General features: G+C 57.9%; 13 protein-coding genes and 2 pseudogenes. 9 read left to right on the forward strand and 6 right to left on the reverse strand.

Features of this window, described 5'->3' with window-relative positions:
* Positions 1-61 precede the first annotated feature (61 nt).
* Together X733_RS137600 and X733_RS01145 are read right to left on the reverse strand one after the other, a co-directional pair.
* Positions 62-367 carry a hypothetical protein gene (locus X733_RS137600; protein WP_023835179.1) on the reverse strand — a complete coding sequence of 102 codons (306 nt, stop codon included), beginning with the start codon at positions 365-367 and terminating at the stop codon, positions 62-64.
* A 289-nt stretch (positions 368-656) separates the two neighbouring features.
* Positions 657-860 (reverse strand): DUF6471 domain-containing protein, encoded by a 204-nt coding sequence (locus tag X733_RS01145; RefSeq protein WP_023731283.1) that lies wholly within the window; start codon positions 858-860, stop codon positions 657-659.
* 90 nt (positions 861-950) lie between these two features.
* Between X733_RS01145 and X733_RS1000000169060 the strand changes: the two are divergent.
* From X733_RS1000000169060 to X733_RS137580, 6 genes and pseudogenes are all read left to right on the forward strand, one after another.
* Positions 951-1,421: pseudogene (locus tag X733_RS1000000169060) on the forward strand (IS1595 family transposase); the annotation flags it as partial.
* A 293-nt stretch (positions 1,422-1,714) separates the two neighbouring features.
* Positions 1,715-3,148, forward strand: coding sequence for a hypothetical protein (locus tag X733_RS137595; RefSeq protein WP_031194216.1), 1,434 nt, complete (start codon positions 1,715-1,717; stop codon positions 3,146-3,148).
* Positions 3,141-3,959 carry a hypothetical protein gene (locus X733_RS137590; RefSeq protein WP_031194218.1) on the forward strand — a complete coding sequence of 273 codons (819 nt, stop codon included), beginning with the start codon at positions 3,141-3,143 and terminating at the stop codon, positions 3,957-3,959. The genes X733_RS137595 and X733_RS137590 overlap by 8 nt, the downstream gene beginning before the upstream one ends.
* A complete protein-coding gene (locus tag X733_RS1000000167415) occupies positions 3,959-5,272 on the forward strand; it encodes a hypothetical protein (RefSeq protein ID WP_023672193.1) in 1,314 nt (437 codons plus the stop codon). Before X733_RS137590 ends, X733_RS1000000167415 begins: the two co-directional genes overlap by 1 nt.
* Positions 5,269-6,309 carry an OmpA family protein gene (locus X733_RS137585; RefSeq protein ID WP_031194221.1) on the forward strand — a complete coding sequence of 347 codons (1,041 nt, stop codon included), beginning with the start codon at positions 5,269-5,271 and terminating at the stop codon, positions 6,307-6,309. The genes X733_RS1000000167415 and X733_RS137585 overlap by 4 nt, the downstream gene beginning before the upstream one ends.
* A gap of 331 nt (positions 6,310-6,640) precedes the next feature.
* On the forward strand, positions 6,641-7,522 hold the full coding sequence (locus X733_RS137580) for a hypothetical protein (protein WP_245274551.1): 882 nt from the start codon (positions 6,641-6,643) through the stop codon (positions 7,520-7,522).
* A gap of 33 nt (positions 7,523-7,555) precedes the next feature.
* On the opposite strand, the gene X733_RS1000000169065 is transcribed toward X733_RS137580, so the two are convergent.
* The gene (locus X733_RS1000000169065) at positions 7,556-8,443 is read right to left on the reverse strand and encodes a thermonuclease family protein (RefSeq protein ID WP_081740781.1); all 888 of its coding nucleotides are present in this window, start codon (positions 8,441-8,443) and stop codon (positions 7,556-7,558) included.
* Between the two features lie 476 nt (positions 8,444-8,919).
* Here X733_RS1000000169065 and X733_RS137575 point away from each other — a divergent pair, with 476 nt between their 5' ends.
* The 3 genes from X733_RS137575 to X733_RS137565 all read left to right on the forward strand — a co-directional run bounded on the left by X733_RS137575 (position 8,920) and on the right by X733_RS137565 (position 19,306).
* Positions 8,920-14,508, forward strand: a complete 5,589-nt coding sequence (locus X733_RS137575) for a DUF3320 domain-containing protein (RefSeq protein ID WP_031194224.1) — start codon at positions 8,920-8,922, stop codon at positions 14,506-14,508.
* Between the two features lie 71 nt (positions 14,509-14,579).
* Positions 14,580-15,839 (forward strand): DNA repair exonuclease, encoded by a 1,260-nt coding sequence (locus X733_RS137570; RefSeq protein ID WP_023672189.1) that lies wholly within the window; start codon positions 14,580-14,582, stop codon positions 15,837-15,839.
* Complete coding sequence (locus X733_RS137565) at positions 15,836-19,306, forward strand: AAA family ATPase (protein ID WP_023820282.1); 3,471 nt, start codon at positions 15,836-15,838, stop codon at positions 19,304-19,306. The genes X733_RS137570 and X733_RS137565 overlap by 4 nt, the downstream gene beginning before the upstream one ends.
* A gap of 636 nt (positions 19,307-19,942) precedes the next feature.
* On the opposite strand, the pseudogene X733_RS01105 reads toward X733_RS137565, so the two are convergent.
* From X733_RS01105 to X733_RS137560, 3 genes and pseudogenes are all read right to left on the reverse strand, one after another.
* Positions 19,943-21,168, reverse strand: a pseudogene (locus tag X733_RS01105) (MFS transporter).
* A gap of 57 nt (positions 21,169-21,225) precedes the next feature.
* Entirely contained in the window at positions 21,226-22,662 is a 1,437-nt protein-coding gene (gene rpoN / locus X733_RS0136165) for an RNA polymerase factor sigma-54 (protein WP_031194225.1), read from the reverse strand.
* 69 nt (positions 22,663-22,731) lie between these two features.
* Positions 22,732-23,265 carry a peroxiredoxin gene (locus X733_RS137560; protein WP_023741921.1) on the reverse strand — a complete coding sequence of 178 codons (534 nt, stop codon included), beginning with the start codon at positions 23,263-23,265 and terminating at the stop codon, positions 22,732-22,734.
* Between the last annotated feature and the right edge of the window lie 1,381 nt (positions 23,266-24,646).

The raw sequence follows: 24,646 nt of genomic DNA on the forward strand, positions 1-24,646 counted from the left end.
GCAGGGCTAAGAGCATCGTCTGCCCGAGCACCCGTTCAACGTCATTGATTTCTCCGGGATGCTAATGCGGAGTTGGCGGCAAGTTGCAAAGCCGGAGGCTCGCCCGAATCTCGTTTATGATGGCAGGAGTGCGTCCGAAATTCTTGATCGAGTATGCCGCTTCCGGAATTGGTCTTTTGTTGTCGGGCTTGTCAGCCCAATCGTGCGTCACCCCCACCAACGGTTTGGTGGCGGTGACGAACAAATACGAGCGCTCGATATCGAGCAAAGCCTTTTCGGCAATGTCGGCGCTGCGCTGGGTGTGCCTAGCAGCCTCTTTGGCGTAGTAAGCAGCGGCCATAGCAGCGGCGAGCGTGAAAGCACCCACGATAGCGCCAATGGTGGTCCAGTTCGCCGACTGTTGGGCAGCGTCGGCAGCGTTCCACTGGGCACACAGATCGGAACTGCGATCATCGTGACCTGCTTGGCATGGGTTAGTGTAACTTGGGGGTTCATTTGCCTGTTGGACTGGCGGAGGGCTTGCCGCAACAGGGTTGCCTATGGTCTCTTGATGCTGTTCGGAATGTTGGGGCTGAGTGCTCTTGCGCTCGTCTGGCGGTAAAGCCGCCCCGAGTAAAACTACTCCGAAAGCCGCAATGAGGATGCCCCGATAGCGTCTAAGCATTGCAGTAAGAACGCAGCGCTAAAGCCCCCCGGCTTATTTTGTTGTTCAAATTACGCTCGGTTTCGTGAATGTCCATAGTCGCCAATTTTTCGGCGAGTTGGGCATAGGTAACGCCCTTCCGCTTCAACTCTGACTTCAAAAGGTTCTTGGCTTTCGTCTCGTATTCGACGGTCTGCGGGTCGTCCTTGCCTGCCATCGCCTCGCCTCAAAAAATATCATCACAGTCGGTGGTACAGGCCCCTGTATTTGGCGATACAAGTCCCGCATATAACCGGATATGATGACAATAGCCCAACACTTCCTCCTTTCCGCCGAAAGCCGCTCCCTTTCTCTGAAAGAGATTTACAAGGGTGGCGAGGAAAAGGCTTACGACGCGTTCAAGCGCCTTCGCTGGGCTTCGACTCAAGGCGAGCCTGTTTGCCGGAAATGCGGGTGCCTGGATCATTACGACATTCCGACCCGTCGCAAGTTCAAGTGCGCCGCTTGCGGGGGCGCAGTTCTCGGTTACGAGGGCACGATCTTCGCCTTGGCGCAAGCTGTCGTTTGTCGATCTGCTCGCCGCGATCTGCCTGTTTGTTAACGGCGCGAAGGGCATGTCGGCGGTCCAGTTCTCTCGCGATCTGGACGTGCAGTACAAGACCGCCTTTGCGCTGGCTCACAAGCTGCGCGAAGCCTGTCGGCTGAAACCAAGAACGAAACCCTTGAAGGCGAGGTCGAGATTGACGGCGCTTACTTTGGTGGCGTGGTGCGCGCCGAGGGCGCGCGCTTCTGCTACTGCGCGAACGCCTCTGGAGTCGATTTTTAGCAGCTCATTGGCGTGATCTTCAGTTCCTTCGCCACAAAGCCCGGCGGAGAAGAGTATGCTGCCTGGCCTATTCATTGGCCCAAGTCCGCTTGCCACGGCAGCTATCGTTGTCATTTTTACATCAGACGATCGTCTCGTGAGCAGTGGACCGCAAAGTTGCGAAGACGCAGTTGCCCTTTGCTTCTACTGTGCATAGAAGCCATTTGTGCGGGCAGAGGTACAAAAATGGGTGCGGTGCTGTGGGAATAAAATTCGAAAAGCTAAATAAACTGCGGGAGTCTCTACTAGAGGCAAATCACGATTTCCGCGCCAGCACCCAATTGTTCAATAGCTTGGATGTCGCGAAAATTGATCGCGAAATGGATCTTGAAGGTCGTGGAACGCAGCGAGGCGAGGCTAACCAGCCCCCGAAAACGGCCAAGAATTTCGACGATATAGAGCACACAGTTATCGAGAGGGTCGAGGACGAAAAGAAGGCCGCACATCACACACTCGAAGACAGCCTACAGCTACTCTCCGGCCGATTGGCTGGCCTCGACTTTGAAGAGCAGTTTGGTCTGATCCGTCAGGCGAACGCCGCCAGTGTTTCCGATTTCAAGGCCTCGATCGCGGTGGGCCTGGACGAACTTCACGGATTGCGCAAATCGCTCAACGATGCGGAGAAAGAACACGACTGGTTCAAACAGAAGCACGGGCTTGTCCGGGCTGTGAGGGTTCAACACGGAGCGGCCCATGTTTTCCGAGTGTCCCTGCTAATCTTCCTGTTCCTCATTGAAACGGCGATGAACGGAAATTTCCTCGCAAAGGGAAATGAACAGGGATTCTTTGGCGGGCTCCTCGAAGCCGCCGCTTTCTCGTTTTTGAACATCGGCGCCGCTCTGCTGTTCGCAATATTCTGTGCACGCCTGGTGACTCACAGATCGCTTTTTGTGAAGTTGATCGGCGCGCTGTCGATAGTGGCCTATATCGGCTTGGCATTGACCATAAACCTAGCGCTTGCGCATTACCGCGAGGCTAGCGGGTCCTTTGTGGACGGAGCCGGCGTCGAGGTCGTGCGCAGCATGCTCGCCAATCCGGCTGGCCTTATGGACGTGAAATCCTGGCTTCTGTTCGGCATTGGTCTCATGTTTTCGATCTTTGCGTTTATCGACGGCTGGTTCGTTCTCGACCCATACCCGGGCTATGCGGGTGTCGAAAACAGATTGGTGGCTCGCCGGGAAGACTACATCGAGCGCAAGAGCGAGCTCATCGAGGCTCTGCAAGAGGTGCGCGATGAGCACAACGAGAAGGTGGAGGACATCGTCAAGCGGCTGGGGAGCAGACGCAGGGAGCATCGAGCGATCATCGACCATCGGTCGAGGCTGCTGACGCTCTTTGCGCAGCATCAAGACCAGCTGGAGCGAGCCTGCAACCAGCTTCTCTCAAAGTACAGGGAGGCCAATTTCCAGGCCCGCACAGAGCCAGCGCCAAAACATTTTGCCACACCCTACAAACTTGAGCGCATAAAACCCCTGATATCGTCCGACGATGAATGGAGCGAGAAGGACCTGGGCGCCTCAATTCGTGACGCGCAGGAAGAACTCAACGCTCAGGTGCGGCTCATCGGGCTGGAATGCGAGCGCGGGATCGAACAGTACCGAGATCTCGACAAGCTTCATCCGGATAGCGTGAATGGCTAGGCCGGGTCGCAGAAGAAAGAAAGGCAGTGGCGGCACAATTGTCGCAGCAGCCGGATTGGCCGTGCTGTCGGCTGTGATGCTGGCCGGTTTTGTTTGGATGTGGTCGAGATCCGGGAAGGACCAAATCGACATCAGCACGAATTGCCCACTGAACGGACCTGTGAGCCTGACAGCGGTCTTGATCGACGCCACCGACCCGATTTCGCCGATAACCATGGCGGATCTGAAGAATGAATTCCGCAAGACCATTGGGCGCGTCGAGCCTGGCGGCTATCTCAAGATATTGACGCTGGGCGCGAGGCCCGGCGACCTGACTGTGATGTTTGATGGATGCAATCCGGGCGACGGCTCGACGGTCGACAGCTGGACGAACAATCCGTCTCGGCGGCAGAAGAAATGGGAAGATGCGTTCGAGGACCCTTTGACGAACCTTCCCGACCAGATTCCCAATGGAGAATCCGCGAGCCAATCTCCGATCATGGCCGGAATTCAGAAAATCAAACTGTCGCTATTCGACAGCAGTTTGGCGAAAGAGAAGACCGCTAAGCGAATAATAGTCGCGTCAGATATGATCGAACATACGGCGCTGTACTCACAATATCGTTCGGGTCTCGATTATCAGAAGTACCTTGATAGCGCGGCTGACAGGACTTACGGGACATCGCTCGATGGCGTCAGGTTTACGATACTCTACGTCGATAGGGCGAAGAAGCCATTTGGCTCTTTCGAACATGCAGAGTTCTGGACCCGGTGGGTTCAAAGCCATCATGGTGATTTTGAGAAGCTGGTAGGGTTGGAGGGGTTAAACTAATGGCCAAGAAGCGAGGGGAGTCGTTCTTAGGACATCCGAGCCTGCCCCTTTTCGTCTTTGCGACGCTAACCCTGGGTGGCTGCGTGTTCATCGCAATAGCCAAGCTGTCGGGCGTAGACCCTATAATGGCGGCGAGCGCACCGGTGTGCCTGATGCTCATCTATCTTGCCGCGTCCGTCTTCACCGGCAAGCTACGGCTCCACGATGAGCAAACAGGCGACAATCTCTACTACATGGGTTTCCTGTTTACGTTGACGAGTCTCGGCGTATCGCTGTTTCAGTTTGGTTCCGAAGGATCCACCGACACAATCGTGAGGAACTTTGGTATCGCGGTGACGTCGACGATCACGGGCATTGCTTTGCGGATCTTTTACAATCAGATGCGCCGCGATCCTGCCGACATCGAACGGACGGTCAGGCACGAACTCGCGGATATGACGCGGCGTGTAAGAGCCGAGATGGAAAGTGTAACCAGGGAATTCGCTGACTTTCGCCGCGTAAGCAATCAGATGTTGGAGGAGGGTTTTGCCGAAATCGCCGTTCAAGCGGAGCGGAACGGAGAGCACATAAGATCGGCCCTGGATAAAATCGCGATGGAATCGATCAGACCAGTTCAAGAGGCCTCGGGAAAGCTCAGCAATGCTTTGAGCCACAATTTTGGGCAGATCGAAAGTCAGTTCTCGTCGATCGCACAGCGCGTCGAGGCGGCAGCCGATCTGCTCGACAAAGCCAACAGCTCAATGTCCTCTTCAGTTGGCAGACTGGGTGAACAGGCCGAAAGCGTAGCCACCAAGTTGGAGAAGGTTGTCGTCCCTGATGAGGTCCTTAAGAACGATCTGGCGCCGATGGTGAAACTTCTTGGCAGCGCGGTCGCTCAGTATGCTGTCAAAACAGAGACGGCTTCGCAGGAACAGCAAGCCCGCATGGCGGGCATCGTTGATGCTGTGGCTAAAGTGGCCGCAGGTGTGGAAAAGGCTGTGGCAGCCGCAGAGCAAACAGCGGAGAGCGTCCAAGCGCAACAACGCTTGACCCAGGCGCTTGCCGCAGTGGTGCAAAAGCAAAGCAAGGACACCGGAGACCTTGTCGCAACCTTGGCAGGAAGAACCCTTCACGCGCCGAGGCCTGTTCCCCCTCTCAACGCTCCTATCGCGATTGAACAGCCACTGGCAGATCTGGCCGCAAATGACACCGTCGAGAGCGCACCAATTCGGGTCGAGCCTGAGCCCCAACCAGACGCTTTCCAAACTCTGGGAAGCGAGCCTCCCGCCGAACGAACGGAACCGCCTAAGCGAACCAGTTGGTGGGGCAGGTGAGTGACGCTGGCGGGACTTCGGTCGCCTTCGAGCGCAAGGGTTTTGGCCGCGGTTTGATACTGGGCCTGACCATGGCCGAGACGATGCTGCTTTTGGTGTTCTGCCTGTTGCTAGCAGCCGGTGCTATCATCACGAAAAAGCAGAAAGAGACCGATGAGGCACTGCGAGCCACTCAATCAAACAAGGAAAACGTGCAGAGGCTCGAAGCCGAGAACAAGCGGCTTCTGGCTCAGATAAAAGCGGTGTTTCAGCCCACGAGGGGAGGAACCGTTCCCGACGAACAATGGCGCGAGCTGGTCCTGGCCAAGGATGCTGTTAAGTCGGTCAAGGAAGCAGGTATTTCTCTGGAGGAGGTCGTGCGAAATGCCCCTGTCGCGAAAGTCCTTGCGGACAACGACATAAGCATTGATCAGACCAAGGCCATGATAGATGCGGCGAAGGTCTTGAGAGAATTTGGTTACGCCGGCACCGACAAAGGGCTGCAGGATCTGGCTGATGTGCTCAAGGAGGCTGCAGAGCCGACGCAAGCAGCAAAACCTCACGATTGGCCGCCGATCATCAGTCTCAGCGAACTGGATGGCTATAATTTCGATACCGGAAGCGCAGAGCTTTCGAATGCCTTCAAAACAAAGTTGCGCGATCTTGCGAAGACCATCGCCGGGACTGCGACCTCGTACGGTGTCGACGTGATTGAGGTAATTGGACACACGGACGAACAGGCAATGGCGGGCGAATCTTCCAACATGGACAAGGGGCTCCAACCGGTCCTGTCAGGGAAAGTGGAAATCGGCTCACTCCATCCCGCCGACAATGCCGGTCTTGGGCTGGCCCGCGCGATTTCAGTTACAAGTGTGCTCAGTGACATGCCCGCATTAAAGGGGTTTACGATTTTGCCGATGTCTGGTGGTCAGCTCATCCTGCCCGGCGATCATCTCACCGACGGAGCGCAGATTGGCGATGTACGGGCTCGAAGGCGCATCGAGATTAGGGTGAGGCAGCGATCAAAATTGGCGCCGGTTGCTGGCGCCAAGCCATGAATGGGGACGAGAGACTGGCGCCTTAGTCGGTACGGCAGTTGAGTTGGGGGGATTGGGCTATGGGTTTTACGTTCGAAAATCGATCAGTGCGGGACCATTCCGCTTTAACTTTTCGTCCGGTGGGGTTGGCGCTTCCGTTGGCGTGAAGGGCCTCCGCATCGGCACTGGGCCAAGAGGTCACTACATCCACGCCGGCGTGGGTGGGCTCTACTATCGTGGCACTTTAGGCAAGGCCAGCGCGAAGAAGGTAGTTCAGCTCTCTCAGACCCCATCTGCGCCGCAACCCCGTCCACAATCCTCGCGCCCGGAATACGTCTCTGACGGCGTCGTGATGAGAGAAATCGAGTCCCGCGATGTGGTGGAAATGCGTGACGAGACATTCGCCAATGTGCTCGATGAAATCAATGCCAGGCAATCGCAGACGCGGCTGTCCGTAGCACTCGCGGTTTTGTTCGGGATTGCAGGTTTCCTTGTGGGGACCAAGCTCGGAGGTGCCGCACCGGTGCTGGGCATCGGTGCCTTTGTGCCGGGTATGCTCATTGGCAAATGGTTTGACAGTTACCGCCGGGTGAGCGTGCTCTATTACGATCTGGAAAAAGACGCGGAGGCCGCCTACGGGCGACTTGTCGGCGCGTTCGAAACTCTCACCGGCTGCGCAGGGAGATGGCATGTCGCTGTCGGCGGCAAGATAGAGGATCTGACTGCTTGGAAGCGAAATGCCGGGGCCAGCATGCTGGTCGACAAAAAGCCCACGACACTTACAAGCTCCTTGCCGAAGGTTGTACGCAGCAACGTTACTCCTCCTTCAATCCATGTGGGTCGGCAGGTGCTCTTCTTCATGCCTGACCTAGTGCTAGTGAAGGACGGAAACCGATACGGCGCAGTCGGATATGCCGATCTGCAGACCCAATTCGCCCCGAGTAATTTTATCGAGACCGGCAAAGTTCCATCTGATGCGGAGATCGTGAGCTACACCTGGGCTCACCCAAACAAAAACGGCGGGCCTGACAAGCGCTTCAAAGACAATCGGCAGATCCCTGTATGCCGCTACGAAGCGTTGCGGTTTTCTAGCCCGTCCGGACTTAACGAGCTGGTGGAATTTTCCAAGACAAACGTCAGCCAGCCCTTTTGCCAGGCTCTATCGGCACTCGCGCAATTGCATCGAAGCTCCGACCGCCAATTCATAACGCTAAATGCGCACACTAGGGAGTGATGGTTGGGGATGGGTTCAAAGCGTGAGCCCAGGTCAGCAAACGCCTTCGCACGGAATCCCGTCGCTATCTCGATCCAACTTGCTCCCCCATGAGCAGTTGGCGAGATACCAACGTGCTTCTTCGCAAGATGAAATCTGCGTGCACAAGCGGCGAGGTTGGCATGAGTAGCTCTGTGCTACTTGGCGACGGCTGACAAGCCCAAGGGGGCTTTTGGTTGGGCTCGCAGATTCGGCATGTTGTTCGCGCCAATCCCGAGGGTTGTCAAACGTCCCAATCCAGATTCCAACCTTTGCGGTTTCAGCATTAGTTTGCTGTTGCGCATAGGCGCCGTGGCTATAGCGGGGCCAGTCCAAGGCTTGGCCATGTTCGACCATCCAGGACGCGGCGCTGACACCGTCCGCGCGCCGACAATCACCGACGAAGCGACGGTACCGATCCCATGAAACAAATGTGCATTGGACAGGCTGCGAAGCCGCAAGGAAATTCGCCAATGCTTCGGCCGCCCGGCGCCCGCAGGGGTATTGATGTGCGCTAGCGTCTTTGCAGTATTGGCGGCTTTCGGGTGCATCGATGCCGTTGAAGCGGACGCGCTGCCCGTGGATCTCTATCGTGTCTCCATCAATCACCGATGCTATGCCTACTATCGGCGCCCGTCTCGACCCGGCCGAGTTTGCTATATCGAGACCATGTAACTGGTCACCCGAGCCTGTAAAATAGTGGGTCGCGTAAGCAGCCAAGGCCACCACGATCACCAGGATCAGAGGCAAGCGCACATCTGGAGAGAAACGTCTGCGGACGATTGGTTCAGCGCCGCGCCTTGGTCGCGCGCGGCGACGATGAGAATAGCGATTGTTATTCAATTTCCGATCCTTTGCGAAACGCAAGCTGCATGATTTGTAACGTGCCTCTGCACCATTCATAGGCGCCTTTTTCGCTGGCGCTGGTTTGCCTTGTAGTTCGGCGCTTTGAACACCATGGTGCCTTCGCAGATCAGCCCGAAGTCACGACTTTGTAGTTACCTTTTCCGTAAACACGACCATCTTTCCGCGCTGGAGCCTACAAGTTTTCTCGGAATGAAATTAGGAGGCCGATTCAAAAAGAAGTCGGCTTGTGCGCCAGTTGGTCGTGGCCGGCGAGGCGGATGCCAGAGCTGCCAACACCTCGTCCACACGTATGATGGCATTTTGTCTGAAAGGGAACCTCGAGATCAAGGTGGGGATGCGAAGTGTCCGGAACATTAAACAAACATCCGCAATTTTTCCACCAAGCCGCAGTGCTCACAATACTAAACGATTGAAGTGTTGGTGGCAGCCATTCGAGGTTGAAAAACCAGCATTTTATGTTGCGGACAGCCCTTGTCTAGGCTCTATGTGTCCAGCCTATCAGGGGGGTGTGAGTGTCGGAAGTTGAAAAATCGGTCTTCCAAAGCGATCTGCCTTTAAAGGAAAAGCTCGAGCGAGCCAGGATGGAATTGCTCGACCTTTCTGCTCGCAACCGACTTTTGAATGTGCCACGGTTTTCAAAGAGCGCGAAGACGATCGATATTGTCGACGAGAGGTCGTCTGAGATCTATCGATTGCTGGTGAGCGAAGGAAAGGCTTTTACCTTCCTGGCCGGCAAGCCGGATCGGCCGAAGGCAGGCCAGGTTGAAAGCAGCCCTCCAGACGAGGAAATCGACTATTCCCCCGTTGCTCTTGCTCAGCCTGAGGACGAAGGATTCGACGACAGAGGGGTATCTGCGCGACATTCTGACACCAAGCTTCAGACGAGGATGACCCCAACGGGGCTGCAGCGCCGGCTCCTTGATCTCTACCATGATGCCCGCACACTTGAGGAAGAGCAGGGCGTCAATATCCTCTTTCTGGCCCTTGGCATGCTGAAGTGGATTGACCCGAGCAACAAAGAAAACATCCGTCAGGCTCCTCTCATTTTGGTCCCGGTACGGCTGGAGCGAGGGGCCGCTGGAGAAAAGTTTCGGCTGCGAGCTCGTACGGAAGATCTTACCGCAAACCTCTCCTTGGAACTCTATCTCGACCGCATTCACAAGCTCGCCCTGCCGCGTTTTGAAGTAGGAGACGACTTCGACGTCTCGGCCTATCTCGAAGCCGTTGCCGAAGCAGTGTCGACCAAAGAGGGTTGGCAGGTTCTTGCCGATGATATGGTGCTCGGCTTCTTCTCGTTCGCTAAGTTCTTGATGTACCGTGACCTGGATCCGGATCTCTGGCCGGATGGCGCAAAGATTATCGAACAACCGAAGATCCGCTCGCTTCTTTCAGATGGTTTCGAAACACGCGAACCGCTGATGTCGGACAACATTGCGATTGATCCGCATATCGCGCCTGCCGAAATGTTGCATATCGTCGACAGTGACAGTTCTCAGACGCTGGCGATCCATGATGCAAGAAAGGGTCGCGACCTCGTTATCCAAGGTCCTCCCGGGACAGGAAAATCGCAGACGATCGCAAACATTATCGGGTCGGCCGTTGCCGATGGAAAGACCGTGCTGTTCGTTGCGGAAAAAATGGCCGCACTTGAGGTCGTGAAGCGACGGCTTGACACTGCGGGGGTGGGGGACGCCTGCCTTGAGCTCCATAGCAACAAGGCAAACAAGCGCATGATGCTGGAAGAGTTGCGGCGCACCTGGCAACTCGGATCGCCTCGCGGACAGCTTGCTTCTTCCCTTACTGAACGCCTGCTGGAGGCTAGGGACAAACTCAATGCACATGCTACAAGGATGCATGTTCCATTTGGAACGTCCGAACTCACTCCATACCAGGTTCTTGGCCAGCTAACCCGACTAAGGCAGAACGGGCAAAAGCCAGTTGACATTGAACTTGAGGATGCCACCGCTTGGACGAATGACGGTGTCTCGCAACGTCGCAAACTTCTCGATGACGTGTCTCAGCGGATCAACGAGATCGGCTTGCCGATCCACCACCCATGGCGGGGAGTTGGCCTGGATGTCGTCCTACCAACGACCATTGAGAGGCTCGTCCCACGCATTGCGTCGTCGCTGGATCAAGCAAAGGCTCTGCACGCCAAACTGGCCGATATTGCTGAGCGGATCGAGGCGAAGCCTCCGCAAATCCTCAGCGACAGCGGCGAGGTAGAAGATCGCGCTGAGCTTCTCGCGTCCGCACCTGGACTTCCTGCCGAGGCGCTAGTCTCGCCGGTTTGGGATGAGCGTCCAAAGGACATTGCATCGCTTCTCTGGACAGGAACAGATTTCAACCGCAAATCCGAGGAACTGTCGGAGCAGTTGGTGGCGACGGCTATCGACACGCCAATTGAAGGTCTCGAGACAGAGCTTGCTAAGCTTCCTTCAGACTTTCCGAAAGATGGTTTCGTTCGTGCGCGCCAGCTAACCGTGTTGCTCCCACGCTTAAGAGAAGAAGCTGAGCGGCTAAATCAAGAACTGGGGTCTACGGTTTTACCGGACACGCTTGCAGGACTCCTCAGGTTAGTGATGACCGGCGAGAGAGTTGCGGCAGCCCCCGATGCGAGCCCTGAGGCATTCGCAGCCACAGTTTGGGACTCCGGGCTGGAACAGGCTGGTGACCTTGCCGACAGCGTAGCAACGCTAGAGACTGCTAGAGCCGAGCTTCAGGGCAAAGTTGTTGATGCCGCGTGGAGTACCAACGTGGCCGCGGCGCGGCAAGCGCTCGCCGAGCACACGGGAATATTGAAAGCATTGAATGGCGACTACCGTCGTGCCACTGCACTTGTGCGGACTATTTTGGTGGCCCCTAGCGCTCCTGCGGCGGAGATAGTGGGTCTCCTCGACATTCTAATGAAGGGCCAAGCGGCCGCAGCAAAAGTGCGCGAAGGCGACGCCTTTGGCGGTTCCGCCTTCGGAGCCGATTGGCGCGGTGAGAGATCGTCTTCGGCACCACTCCAGGCCTTAGTGGAGTGGATGCGCACGCTGAGGGGACTTGGCTCGGAACCGCGAATTATAGCCGGGCGGATGGCGGAGCGCTCTGAAGCGGGCGCGCGTGCGGTCCGAGTTCGTAAGGTGATCGACATCGGTCAGCCGATTATCGAGGGGTTTTGGAACGATTTAGGCCACCTTGCGTCATCCCTGCAAGGTGACGTGGCTTCCGCCGAGCGGGCCTCGCTGCAAATGATGGAAGCGAAGGCAAGCACTGTAGTTCAAGCCGATGACGCGTCACGACAGGTTCTGACTGACGTTCCAGATCTGATCAGTGAGCGGGTGGAGATACTACGCCGACTAGGCAGACTACAAGCGCTTGATCAAGAGATCGAGGACGGGGAAAGCCTTGGCAAGTTCGCATTCGGCTCGTCGTGGCTCGGTCGAGGATCCGATTGGGCCGCTCTCGCGCAAGCCGAACTTTGGCTGAGAGAAAATGGCTCAATCCGGCATTTGGCTGCGCGGTTGCCTGAAAGAAAAGAGATCGCAAACTTGGCGCGTTCAGCGCGTGAAGCGGCCCAAGCGGCAGCGCGGGAATTGAAGGCGCTTGCAGGGGATTTGAAAGCCGATGCTCCCTCCTTGTTTGGAGTAGACGATTTTCCAGACGTCGCGATAGTCGAGGTTGTTTCTCGACTGGAGGGGTGGCTTGATCATCAGGAACAGCTCTCAAAATGGGTTGCCTATGGAGAGCGATCCGAAACAGCCCGAAAGGCTGGACTGGGACAGTTGATAGACGGCCTGGCCAACGGCCAGATTACAACAGGATCGGCGCGATCAGTCTTCGATATGGCCTACTACGAACGAATGTTTCTAGCGATGGCGACCGATGAGCCGGAGCTGGCAAGGTTCGACGGGGAATTGCATTCCAGGGCTGTACGTGACTTCGCGGATCTGGACCGACAGAGGATCAAGGCCGGTGCCATCGAAGTTGTGACGGCTCATCACCGAAAAATTCCTTCAAGAGACGGCGGAGCTGGACCAGTCGGACTGCTTCGTTCTGAGATGGCGCGCAGACGGGGCCACATGCCTATCCGGCAGTTGATGCAGAAGGCAGGGCCTGCCATCCAGGCACTCAAGCCAGTGTTCATGATGAGCCCGCTTTCGGTGGCCCAATTCCTGTCGCCCGGCAGGATGTCCTTCGATCTTCTTGTGATGGACGAGGCGTCTCAGATACAGCCTGTGGACGCGCTCGGCTCGATCGCCAGGGCCAATCAGGTGGTCGTTGTTGGCGACGAACGCCAACTACCACCCACGACATTCTTCGCCAAGGTGACAGGCTCGCAGTCTGAAGATGACGAGGGTGAGGGCGCGCAGGTCGCCGACATCGAAAGCATCCTCGGCCTGTTCACGGCCCGCGGCTTGCCGCAGCGTATGCTCCGCTGGCACTACCGTAGCCGTCACCAATCTCTGATCGCCGTATCGAACAGCCAGTTCTACGAGAACCGGCTTTTCATCGTGCCAAGCCCCTATACCCAAGAGGCAGGCATGGGGTTGCGGTTTCATCATGTGCCAGAGGGGGTCTTCGATTCCGGTGGCACAGGAACCAATCCGGTAGAGGCGAGAGCAGTAGCCGAAGCGATCATCCGTCATGCGAAGGTGAACCCGCGAGAGACTCTAGGCGTTACAACATTTTCGGTTAGCCAACGCCGCGCGATCCAGGATGAACTCGAAGGGCTGCGGCGACTAAATCCCGATACGGAGGAGTTCTTTCACGCGCACCCCAGCGAGCCATTCTTCGTCAAGAGCCTTGAAAATGTTCAAGGCGATGAGCGCGACGTGATCATGATCTCAGTGGGGTATGCCAAGAATGCGCAGGGGTACATGGCCATGCGTTTCGGCCCTCTTGGTGCGGAAGGCGGCGAGCGTCGGCTCAACGTCCTCATAAGCCGCGCCAAGCGCAGCTGCGAAGTATTCGCGTCCATCACAGACGAGGACATCGACCTGGAGCGTGGCAAAGGGAAAGGCATCTTCGCCTTCAAGCTCTTCTTGCACTACGCGAGAACAGGACGAATTTCGCTTGCCCAGGCCACGGTTCGCGAAATGGATTCAATCTTTGAAGAGCAGGTAGCCAACGCGCTGATCGGAAAGGGTTACCAGGTTCATGCTCAGGTTGGCATTGCAGGCTTCTTCATCGATCTCGCGGTTGCTGATCCGGAGAGGCCAGGCCGCTATATTCTTGGCATCGAATGTGATGGCGCAGAATATCATTCATCGCGCTCGGCCCGAGATCGAGACCGGCTACGGCAGTCTGTTCTGGAAGACCATGGTTGGATAATCCATCGCATCTGGAACGCTGACTGGTTTCAGAGGCCACGCGAGCAGCTGGAGCGAACCATATTAGCGATTGAGGCTGCGAGAAAAGAGCTCGATGAGCGGGCCGAATTGGGGGTCCAGAGAAATCGTGCTGTAGCCGTGCAGGTTGTTACGGTCGACAGAGGCAACGTGACGGAAATCGGTCTCGAAAGCACAAAGGGATCCGAGATACCCAATCGAGCCTACGAAGAGGCCGAACTAAACCGACCGGGATCGTTCGAACTCCACGAGACGCCCAGCGGAATCATGGCCGGACTGGTCGAGCAGGTGGTGGCTATAGAAACACCAATCCATGTCGACGAAATAGTTTCGCGTATTCGGGGCGCGTGGGGTCTGCAGCGGGCCGGTGGCAGGATTCAGGATGCAATCGAGCGAGGGGTAGGCCTAGCGCAGAGAGGTGGTGCAGTAGCCCGTCGAGGCAGCTTCTGCTTCAAGCCAGGTGCTCCTGTTCGTCTCAGGGATCGCAGCGGCGTCGTGTCCGCTGGATTGCGCAAGCCCGAAATGATTGCGCAGGACGAAGTCGCCCAAGGCGCCATGGAAGTCGTGAAATCCAACCTCGGTGCGACGGAGGAAGAAATCGCAATAACCGTTGCGAGAATGCTGGGCTTCAAAGCCACAAGTGCACAATTGCGGCAGTTGATTTCAGCTGGGGTCGCCGATTTGATTGCCAAGGGCTTGCTGCGGCCCCAAGACGGTTTGTTGGTGGCCGGCGAGTCCGCGAGCGAGGCATTAGCTGAAGTGTGACCGGGCATTGTAGAGCCCTCGTTGCAATCTCTGTTGAAGCTCGGAACACCTCTTTTGCTGGCGGAGGCCGAATGGCATTTCGATTCGTACACACGGCCGATATTCATCTCGACTCGCCGCTGCGTTCGCTCGCGATGCGTAATCCCGATCTTGCCGGGCTCGTGGGCGACGCCAGCCGCCAGGCATTCGTTTCGATAGTGGATCTCTGCCTAGAGGAACGCGTGGATGCGTTGGTAATAGCCGGCGACCTATACGATGGTGATCAAACCTCGATGAAGACGGCGCGGTTCCTGGCAGCGCAGATGACACGCCTGCACCAGGCCGGCATCAGGGTTTTCAAGATCCGCGGCAATCATGACGCCCTGTCGCGGATTTCCAAACAGCTGGTGTTTCCTGACACCGTGACCATTTTTGGCGGTCGTGCTCAGTCGGTATTGCAGACAGCCGGCGGTGTGGACGTCGTTTTCCATGGTTTGAGCTTTGCGAACCCTAAGGCGCCGGACAGCCTGCTGCCCAAATATCCGGCTGCTCGCGAAGGAGCCGTCAATATTGGCATCATGCATACCAGTCTGGCCGGATCGCCCGGTCACGACGTTTACGCGCCCTGCAGCATCGCTGACCTGCACGCCCACGGTTTCGACTATTGGGGGCTTGGCCACATTCATCTTCGGCAAGTCCATTCCGGCGCAAGCACGGTGGTGATGCCGGGAATACCGCAGGGGAGGGATATCAACGAGGCCGGCGAGAAATCAGTCACCCTTGTGACGGTGCGAGACGACCGTTCGGTGGAGATCGAGGAAAGGCTGACCAGCGTTGCGCAGTTCGAAAGGGTCAGCGTCGACCTTACGGGAGCAGTGGAGTGGTCCGAGGCCGTCGCGCGTGTTCGAAACGCACTCGAAGAGATGCGGGCCGCCGTCCGGTCGCGTCATGCTGTGGCCCGCGTTGGCCTAACAGGAACATCACCATTGTTATGGGCGCTGATCCGCGACAGAGATCTCCTTCTTGCCGAAGCCGAACAGGCTGCGGAACAGCTAGGCCATACGTGGGTGGAGAAGCTCGAGCTTGACCTCGCGCCACCTCGGGCGGAGACGGCCGAGGATATTGCTGATCCGATTTTCGAACTCGAGCAATCCATGCGCGCCGATGCCACCTCGGATACCTTCCGCGCCGAGGCGAGGGCGTTCGTCCAAAGGATGGTCGCCGACCTTCCGGCCGACGGACGGGATTTTGCTGGGAAGGACGAAGCCGGGCTGGAACGGTTCCTCGATCAGGTGCTTTCCAAGGGCGCAGACTTGGTGACTTCCCGCCTTAAGTCCGGTGGAGCGTCATGAGGCTGCAGCGCCTTGACCTCATTCGCTATGGAAAGTTCACCGATGGTACGATCGACTTCGGACCCAAACCGGAATCCGGACCTGATCTGCATATCGTGTTTGGCCTGAATGAGGCCGGCAAATCGACAGCGCTTTCCGCTTATCTAGATTTGCTGTTCGGCATCGAGGAACGGAGCCGCTACAACTTCCTGCATGAGTACAGCGCCATGCGCATCGGTGGGGTTCTGGAACTGGCCGGCTCCGAGCACACGTTCACGCGTACGAAACAGCGTACTAATTCGCTATTGAACGCGACGGGCCAATCGATGAGCGAGGTGGCGATCACGGCGCATCTCGCCGGACTGTCGCGTGACGCTTACACGACTATGTTTTCACTCGATGACGAGACGCTGGAAGCCGGCGGAAAATCGATCCTGGAATCGCGGGGCGACCTCGGCAAGCTCCTCTTCACGGCCAGCGCCGGTCTTGGGAACGCAAGCGATACGTTGAACGCCCTCGAGGCCGAAGCAGGCGCGCTGTATCGGAAGCAGGCGCATGGCACCGAACTGGCGCTGCTGAAGAAGCGCCTTGTTGACGTGAAGTCGCGCAGGGATGCGATCGACACACTTGCATCGACCTATGAGGAGCTGGAGGCCGAACGTCTCGATGCATCGCAGCAGTACGGCCGAACCATCAGCGATCGGGCGGTGCTGGTGGCCAGGCTGGATACCATTGCTCGTCACGTACGTGCTGCGCCGATGCTGGCGGATATGCGCCGCAAGATTGCCCGGCTGGATCAGCTGCCGGACATCACCTCCCCAGCCCGGACATGGACGGGAAGTGTCACCGAACTAATCGATGACGATGCCAGCCTCAGAACGCGACTGTCCGCAAACATCGATGAGGTCGAGCGGCTGTCGGCAAAAGTCACTGCGGTCGACGAGGACGAACGGATCCTGTCGATTTCCGAACGCATTCGCAGCCTGGCGGAGGGCAAGGTGCGCCATACCGCGGCTGGCTTTGACTTGCCCACTCGCAGGATGGGGCTGCAAATCCTCAACAACACCGTGGCAAGCTGCCTTGTCGCCTTGGGCCGGTCTTCCGAGCCGGATCCTGCCGCACTGCTTCTGCCTGCCGTCACAGTTGGCGTCGTTCGCGCTATGGTCGAGCAGAGGTCCGGTATTGCTACGGGCGCGCGCGCCGCCCGCGACGAGGCGGCGGCAGCACTCGATGCGTTGCAGGTGGCAAGGCAGCGGGTCGGCGAGGAAAGGGCGGTGCCCGAACCCGCCAGGGCAAGGCTGGGCTCGGCTTTGTCGAAAGCGCGAGCAAGCGGACACAAGGCAGAGATCAAGACGGCTCGCGAGGCGGGAGATGCGGGAACAATCCGATGGAAGGCATCGCTGGCTCGCTTGCGTCCATGGAACGGAGATGCCCTCGCTCTCGTCAACGTTGCGGTTCCGAGCGCCGGGCAGATTGCCGCCTGGAAGACAGTAGCGACAGTACTGGCAAGGAACACCGCGGTACTTGCCGAACGCCTCGCCGAATACGAGGGCCACCATGCAATGCTCGCCGCACGATTGGATGCCCTTCGAGCCTCGGTCGACGTTGTCGACGATGAAGCGGCTGCCGCCATCCGCCGTCTCCGCGATGATGCGTGGGCAACGCACCGCGCAGAGTTGACTGGTGACACCGCTGACGATTTCGCCGTGGCACTGACGCGCGATGACGTTGCCAGCGCAGGCCGGCTGGCCGGCGCGGCGGATCTGGCCGAGATCCGGGCAATGACGCGTGCCCTGGCCGAGGCCACGGCCAACCTGTCACGAAACGGCATCCAAAGCCAACAGCTCGTCAAGGATGCGGATACCCAATTGTTGGAAATCCGTGTGGCCGCCAGCGACCTCCTCGGAGAAGCCCTGGAACCTTCGTCTGAGCGCCTGATCGAAAGGATCGAGGATCAGATCGAGGCGCGCAGCGATGCGCTCGCTGCCTGGGAGCAGATCGAACTTGCTCGCTTGAAAGCCGAGCGAGCCGCTGACGCAGGCGAGCAGATACACTTGGAAATGAGAGCGGCGCTGGAAAGTGTCGGCATAGTATCAGAGCCCGGCGACACCCTCGAAGCAATCATGGCCATCGCGGAGCTGTTTCTGGACCGGCAGCGCAAGGTGGACGCCGAGTATGCCGAGGCGCTCAGGATGGTGAGTTCCAAAGAAGAGGATCTAGCTGCCCGACGGGTTGCGGTAGGGGTGGCGGAGCGTCGCGAGGAGGAATGGCTGGCCGGCATTACCGAAGCGCTCAAGGGAACGTGGCTCGAAAGCGGTCTGTCCGCGTCAGGCGTTGGCGCTGTGCTCGATCAATTGGCCGAACTGTCAAGAAGCCTGCAGGAACGGGAGGATCTGCAGCTGCGTATCGACAAGATGGAGGCCGACAGGGCCAATTTTCTGGTCGAGGTCATCGCCGTTGCGGTCGAAGCCGACGAGCCGACGAAGGATGGCGAGCCGGAGCAGTTGGCCACCCGCCTTGCCGAGCGCCTGGAGCGTGCCGAGCGGACACGTGAAACGAAGGCAAGCCTCGGCAACGAGCTGAAGCGCCTCAAGGAGGCGCGCGAAATCCTCGACACCCAGATTTCGGCACACGAACGCCGCAAGAATGAAGTGCTGGGCGTCTTTGGCGTCGCCACTCTGTCCGAGGTAGTCGAACGCGACGAGCTGCTGCGTGAGCGCGACGGCTTGCGCACTACCGTCGCCGAACTTGAGGAACGGGTAGTGGCGGAACTTGCAGTCGATGGATTCTACCAGGCACGCTCGATCCTGGAAGCGATCGATTTCGACAGCCTCGCGGTCGAGAAGGCTGAGGGCGAGCAGCGGCTTCGCCAGTTCGATGAAATCATCCAGCAACAGCTGATCCGACAGACCCGCGCGGCAGACAAGTTGGACGCCATCGGCGGTGACAGCGCGGTTGCCCGCCTGGACGCCGAACGGCGCACAACCCTGTTGGAAATCGAGGAGAAGGCCGTTCGCTACATTGAGCTGAAACTTGGTATCATGTCGGCTGGAAATGCTTTGCGGATCTACCGTGAGAACCACCGTTCGGGGATGATGGCGCGTGCATCAGACGCATTCAAGCTAATGACCCGTGGGCAGTATTCAGGCCTTACAACCCAGCCCGTCAAAGGCGAGGAGGTTCTCATCGCGGTGCAGCGCGACGGGCAATCCAAGCTCGCTGAAGCGCTTTCGAAGGGCGCGCGCTTTCAGCTCTACCTAGCACTGAGGCTCGCCGGTTATTACGAGTTCGCCCAATTCCGGCCCTCGGTTCCCTTCATCGCCGACGACATCATGGAAACCTTTGACCATATTCGCTCGGAGGAAGTTTTTAGATTGTTTGGGGAGATGGCGAACACAGGTCAGGTCATCTATCTCACGCACCACAAGCACCTATGTGAAATCGCCAAGGCTGTTGTGCCACAATCTACCATTCACCAGCTGGATTAGGCTCGATGAGAATTCGCGTCAAAACGGCTCAACTAACCAACTCGGCTGACATAGGAACCTTCGATCGAATCCATCATGACGTCCCATAGAGGCTGAGAAATGCCTATTTTGTTCTGCAATGTTGCGTGGATGAACGACTACTCCGGGCGGAGCGCGGATGACCCGCCTCTCGGTGGCGGGGCATTTCGAGTAAGCAGGCTTATTGCGCGCCGAAGAATGCAACTTTGTTGCAGCCAATGACGGGTACGTTTACGTCGCTTCGAAACGATTAAGGGCGAATTGGATCGGCAGGTGCGCCCACAATATGGGTTCAGTTCAAGGGGCGTAACCCGCCCAGCACTACAAGGATAAGATCAGGTCGTTCAGGGCTAGGACGCTCGCCGAAAATGCATTCGGTGCTGCCCCGGAGGGATAGGCACCGTGTCAAAGGGTGAGTGGCCAGGGCAAGCTGATGGTATGCGAACGATACGACAGATCGATCCGCCAGAGCATTCGTCAAGAGAGTAAAGGCATTATCGAAGGCGAGCCAGTCGCTCCCGTCGGGGCATCGCCCGCAAGCGGAGGATCGCGCCGCGCCGTGCATGCGATTGGACCTCTCGTCCCGCTGCGCTGCTGAGATCTCTCCTGTCAGGCGATCTAAGTTCCGCGCTTCGGGCCGAGCAGGAAAACTATGAGGGCAGCGACGAACGTGGCAACAGCGCTGTAGGCAATGGCGCTGGCGATCCCCGCATTCTCCACCAATAGCCCGCCGAAAATCGCGCCGGCTGCGATTGCCACTTGGAATGCTACGACCATCAGCACACCGGCGCTTTCGGCCTGCTCGGGAACGGCCCGCCGCACCATCCACGTCTGTAATCCCACCGGCACCGCGCCGAAGGCAAAGCCCCACGCGCCAACCGCAATCCCCGAGGCGAAGGCCGATGCTCCCGCCGTCAGTAGCGAAACAGCCGCTATCCCTATGAGCAGCGGTGCAAGGGCCGCGACTGCCTTGAGACTGTACTCGGCCAGAAGCCCGCCGGCCAAATTGCCGAAGAATCCGCCGATGCCAAAAGCAAGCAACACAAGCGAGATCGTCTCGACGTCAAGCGCGGGAATCTTTTCGAGGAAGGCGCGGATATAGGTGATTCCGGCGAAGTGGCCGGAAGCGACCAGCAGGATGACAAAAAGCGCAACCTTGACCATCGGAATCTTTGCCACATCCAGCAGGCTGCGGACGCTAGTCACTCCAATCGGAGGCAGTCTCGGAATGGTTATGAGCTGCACGAGCAGTGTAGCGACACCGCCGGCTGCGGCGAGCATGAAGGCGCTTCGCCATCCCCAGATATCGCTGACATAAGCGCCGATTGGAGCTGCGCAGACGGTAGCTACGGAAACGCCGGTGAGGATGATCGACATAGCGCGAGGCAGGAGGTGGCTTGGAACGAGCCGCATCGCCAGTGCTGCCGACATCGACCAGAAGCCTCCGAGCGCTATGCCGAGCACGACGCGTGCAGTCAGGAGAACCGCCAGCGACCACGCGCCGGCCGCCAGAACGTCCGACAGGATCAGCAGGAGCGTCATGCTCCACATGACGGTCCTGCGGTCCAGGCGCTTTGTGATGATGGCCACCGTCGGCGCCGAGATCGCCCCGACGATAGCTGTCGCCGTCATCGCCTGTCCAGCCGCTCCCTCGNTCCCTCGCTGATAGCGAGATCATGCGCGAGGGGCGTGAGCAGGCTGACAGGCAGAAACTCTGCCGTGACCAGCCCGAAGGTGCCCAAGGAAAGCGAAATGATGGCACCCCATGCGGGACCAGACGGTGGGACAGGCTTTTCTGGGTCGTGCAGAACAGCGTTCATGACGCCTGCTGCGGATCGGGTCATGAACGAAGTCTCCACTTTGATGCAATGCAACGTGATGTAGGCTGCCTTGACCCAAATCTAAAAACACAAGCGCATTTCCCGGCGGCGTTGCACTGAGGAGGGGATGTTCATTGCTTCGCGATACTTTGTGACGGTGCGGCGCGCAACATCAATGCCGGTTTCCTTCAGCCGGACAGCGATGTCCTCGTCGGAAAGCACGTCGCCGGGAGATTCTGCGGCAATGATCGCTTTGATCCGATGCCGGACAGCTTCGGCGGAGTGCGCATCGCCGCCTTGGCAGGACGCGATCGCGACGGTGAAAAAATACTTCAGTTCAAAAACTCCGCGCGGGGTAAGCATGTACTTGTTCGAGGTCACCCGGCTTACCGTCGACTCGTGCACGCCGATCGCGTCAGCGACGGTTCTAAGATTGAGAGGCCGCAGGTGGGCGACGCCATGTTCCAAAAAGGCATCCTGCTGACGCACGATTTCAGCCGCAACCTTAACAATCGTCTTGGCGCGCTGATCGAGGCTGCGGATTAGCCAGTTCGCGTTTTGCAAGCATTCTTCGAGAAATGCTTGATCTTTCGAATTTTGGGCAGTCTGACGCGTGACTTCGGCATAGTAGGTTTGGTTGATCAGCAGCTTCGGCAGCGTGGCGGGATCAAGTTCGATCTGCCACCCGCCTTGCGGCGAGGGTGTGACCCAGACGTCGGGTATGATTGATTCAGAGGCACCGGATTCGAATCTGTTCCCAGGCTTTGGATCGAGCGCACGAACCTCATGCATCATGTCTAGAAGGTCTTCTTCATCGACGCCGCAATGCTGCTTCAGCGCCTCAAAATCGCGTCGCGCAAGCATTTCAAGATGGGCAACCAAAGCTGCCATTGCTGGGTCGAGCCGGTTTCGCTGGCGCAACTGAATCTCGAGGCATTCTCTGAGACTTCGCGCAAAAACTCCCGGTGGATCAAATTGTTGCAAGGTTCCGAGAACCCGTTCCACAACAGCCTCATGGACATTTAGGCTCTCGGCCAGCTCCAAAAGGTTTGCCCGAAGGTAGCCAGTGTCTTCCAGATCGGCGGCAAGCTGGCCAGCGATCAGCCGCTCCTGTGGTGTGAACGCAGTGAGGGCGATCTGACGAGCGACATGGTCGTGCAATGTTTCGGCGAGTGTGGCAAACTCGTCGAGGGAAGGGCCATTGCCCGGCGGGTTGTTGGTCGTGTTGCGAAGTGATTTCCATTGCCCGAGCCGTTCAGGCGACCCTGCCCCGGTCGGACCTCCAACGGCGTTTGCCCCAAAGCCGACAGGCTGATCCGCTCCCGAAATCGAAGCATCGTCAAAAGGCCCGCCATCGTTTGACGCAGATTCCAAGAGCGGGTTCTTCTCGATTTCCCCCTCCACGAACTGATGCAGTTCGGTATGCGCCAGTTGCAGCAAGCGAATCGACTCAATGAGTTGAGGCGATGCGACGATGGATTGCTTCTGGCGCTGAAACAGGCTTGCTGAAGATTGCATGGTGTGTGCGATAATCCCGTCGAGGAGCCTCTTGGGGCCTGCAATGGCGCCAGTGAGACGTTTTCTAGGTCATGCGGCGGCTTTCATCGTTTCGAGAACGTTTTGCGGGGATGAGACGCCATACGGGTCGGCCTCGCAGTTGTCGGAGAAACCTTCCTCCTCGAACCAGTGCTCCACCACGCCATTGTTGATCAGGGCGGCGTAGCGCCATGAGCGCATCCCGAATCCGAGATTGTCCTTGGCAACCAGCATGCCCATCTTGCGTGTGAACTCGCCTGAGCCATCGGGGATGAGCTGGACCTGCTTCAGGCCCAAGGACTTCCCCCACGCATTCATGACAAAGGCATCGTTGACTGAGAGGCAGTAAATCGCGTCAATTCCCTGCTTCGCAAACTCATCATAGAGCTCTTCGAACTTGGGCAATTGGTAGGTCGAGCAGGTCGGGGTGAAGGCGCCCGGCAGCGAGAACAGGATGACCCGCTTGCCGGCAAAGTAGTCGTCAGATGTTTTTTCTTGCCAGCGATATGGATTTGGCCCCTGGACTGACTTATCGTGAACACGCGTGAGAAAGGTGACGAAGGGAACTTTGTTTCGAACTGTCATCAAGTTGCTCCTGAAGAAGACTGCGCTGAATTCTGGCAGAGGCTGGCGCAATACCGGGCAAAGGCTCGTATCCCCGGCACGGATGAGGGCCTCGCGGCTCGCAACCTCCTTTTTTTCCCTCCCGACGTATGGGAACGTCTTGGCGGTTGGTCTTGGCCACCCGAACGCAATCGATCTGAGCGAGCTGGACACCGTCGAGCCGGTTGCTTTCCACGGCTATGGCGCCGGAAGCGGGATCGGTCACTAGCGATAGTGCGTTTGGAAAAGGGATAGCGGCCGGAAGGAGCCAATATCGCAAAGCATGTGGGGGCCTGAAATGTCACTTCACGCAACAGACCCGCTTCACTGGATTCCGCGTCACTGGACTGGTTCAGCATGTTGTCGATATGTGGCAGTGACCCGCCGGCTTTGGCTTGGGTGACGACCCTTTGACAAGGCTTTTCGGCACTCACATGCTGAACAGAACCGGCAAACCGCATTTGCGCGCGCTGCCCGTGTTGGCGTGCCGGCATCGGACCAGCCATGCGCAAAGCGGCCATCCAGAACGGACTTCCGGAGGAGACGATGCCCCGATGTTCAGCTGCAAGGGGCACCGTCTCCTCAGGCCACGGTCTAGAGCTTCGCGTATCGGGCATGGCACAAGTCGCTTTCATCGTGATTTGATGGTGCTCTAACCAGGAGCAGCAAGCGGCGTGCCATTTGGAATAGAGGTGCCGTTGGACCGCCCCTCCTTCTCGGAGGCCGTGTCTTGGAAGATCGGGCGCGCGCTTTAACCGCCTCGTCACACAGGCAACAACGATGCTGTGTGGTGCGGATATTCGGCGCTTCGGCCCCGGCTGGGCAAAGAAGACCGGAAGCCGAGCCGATGCACTACCTGAGGCTGGCGGGCACTCCAGTCATTGCGTAGCGTGTGCCGCTAGCATTCATGGGTGCGCAGGCACCGCGAACACGCGCCTTTCGCGGCAACATGAGCGCGCGCTCTTGGGCAAGCGCCTTGGCCCCGTGAGGATCGAATTCCCCAATCGTGTCTGTTTGCCGCCCTCTTATGTTCGAAACTGGACCAGAATGTCGCAAGCCCGACCTAAAGGTCGCCGAGGCGTTCTGTCCGACACTGTTCGGTCGCCTTTGTTGGCCCGCGACACCGGCCTATTTCGCCTAGCTCTTCTCTGGCCTCAGGCTAAGCCCCTAAAAGCATCACAGATTTTTTTCTTCGGTCGGCCAAATTGGCACGAGTTTTGAAGCCTCTTCGTTGCGGGCCGGGAGCCGCCGACCGACTTTCATTTCGTGGATGGCACGAATGGAACGAAGAAAGAAAAGCAAAATGTCAAATCCGCGTCGGATAGCGTCTATGGGCATGGTGTGCTCGGCGAAACCGCCCTTA

The sequence above is a fragment of the Mesorhizobium sp. L2C066B000 genome (assembly GCF_000502335.1).
Lineage (GTDB): Bacteria > Pseudomonadota > Alphaproteobacteria > Rhizobiales > Rhizobiaceae > Mesorhizobium.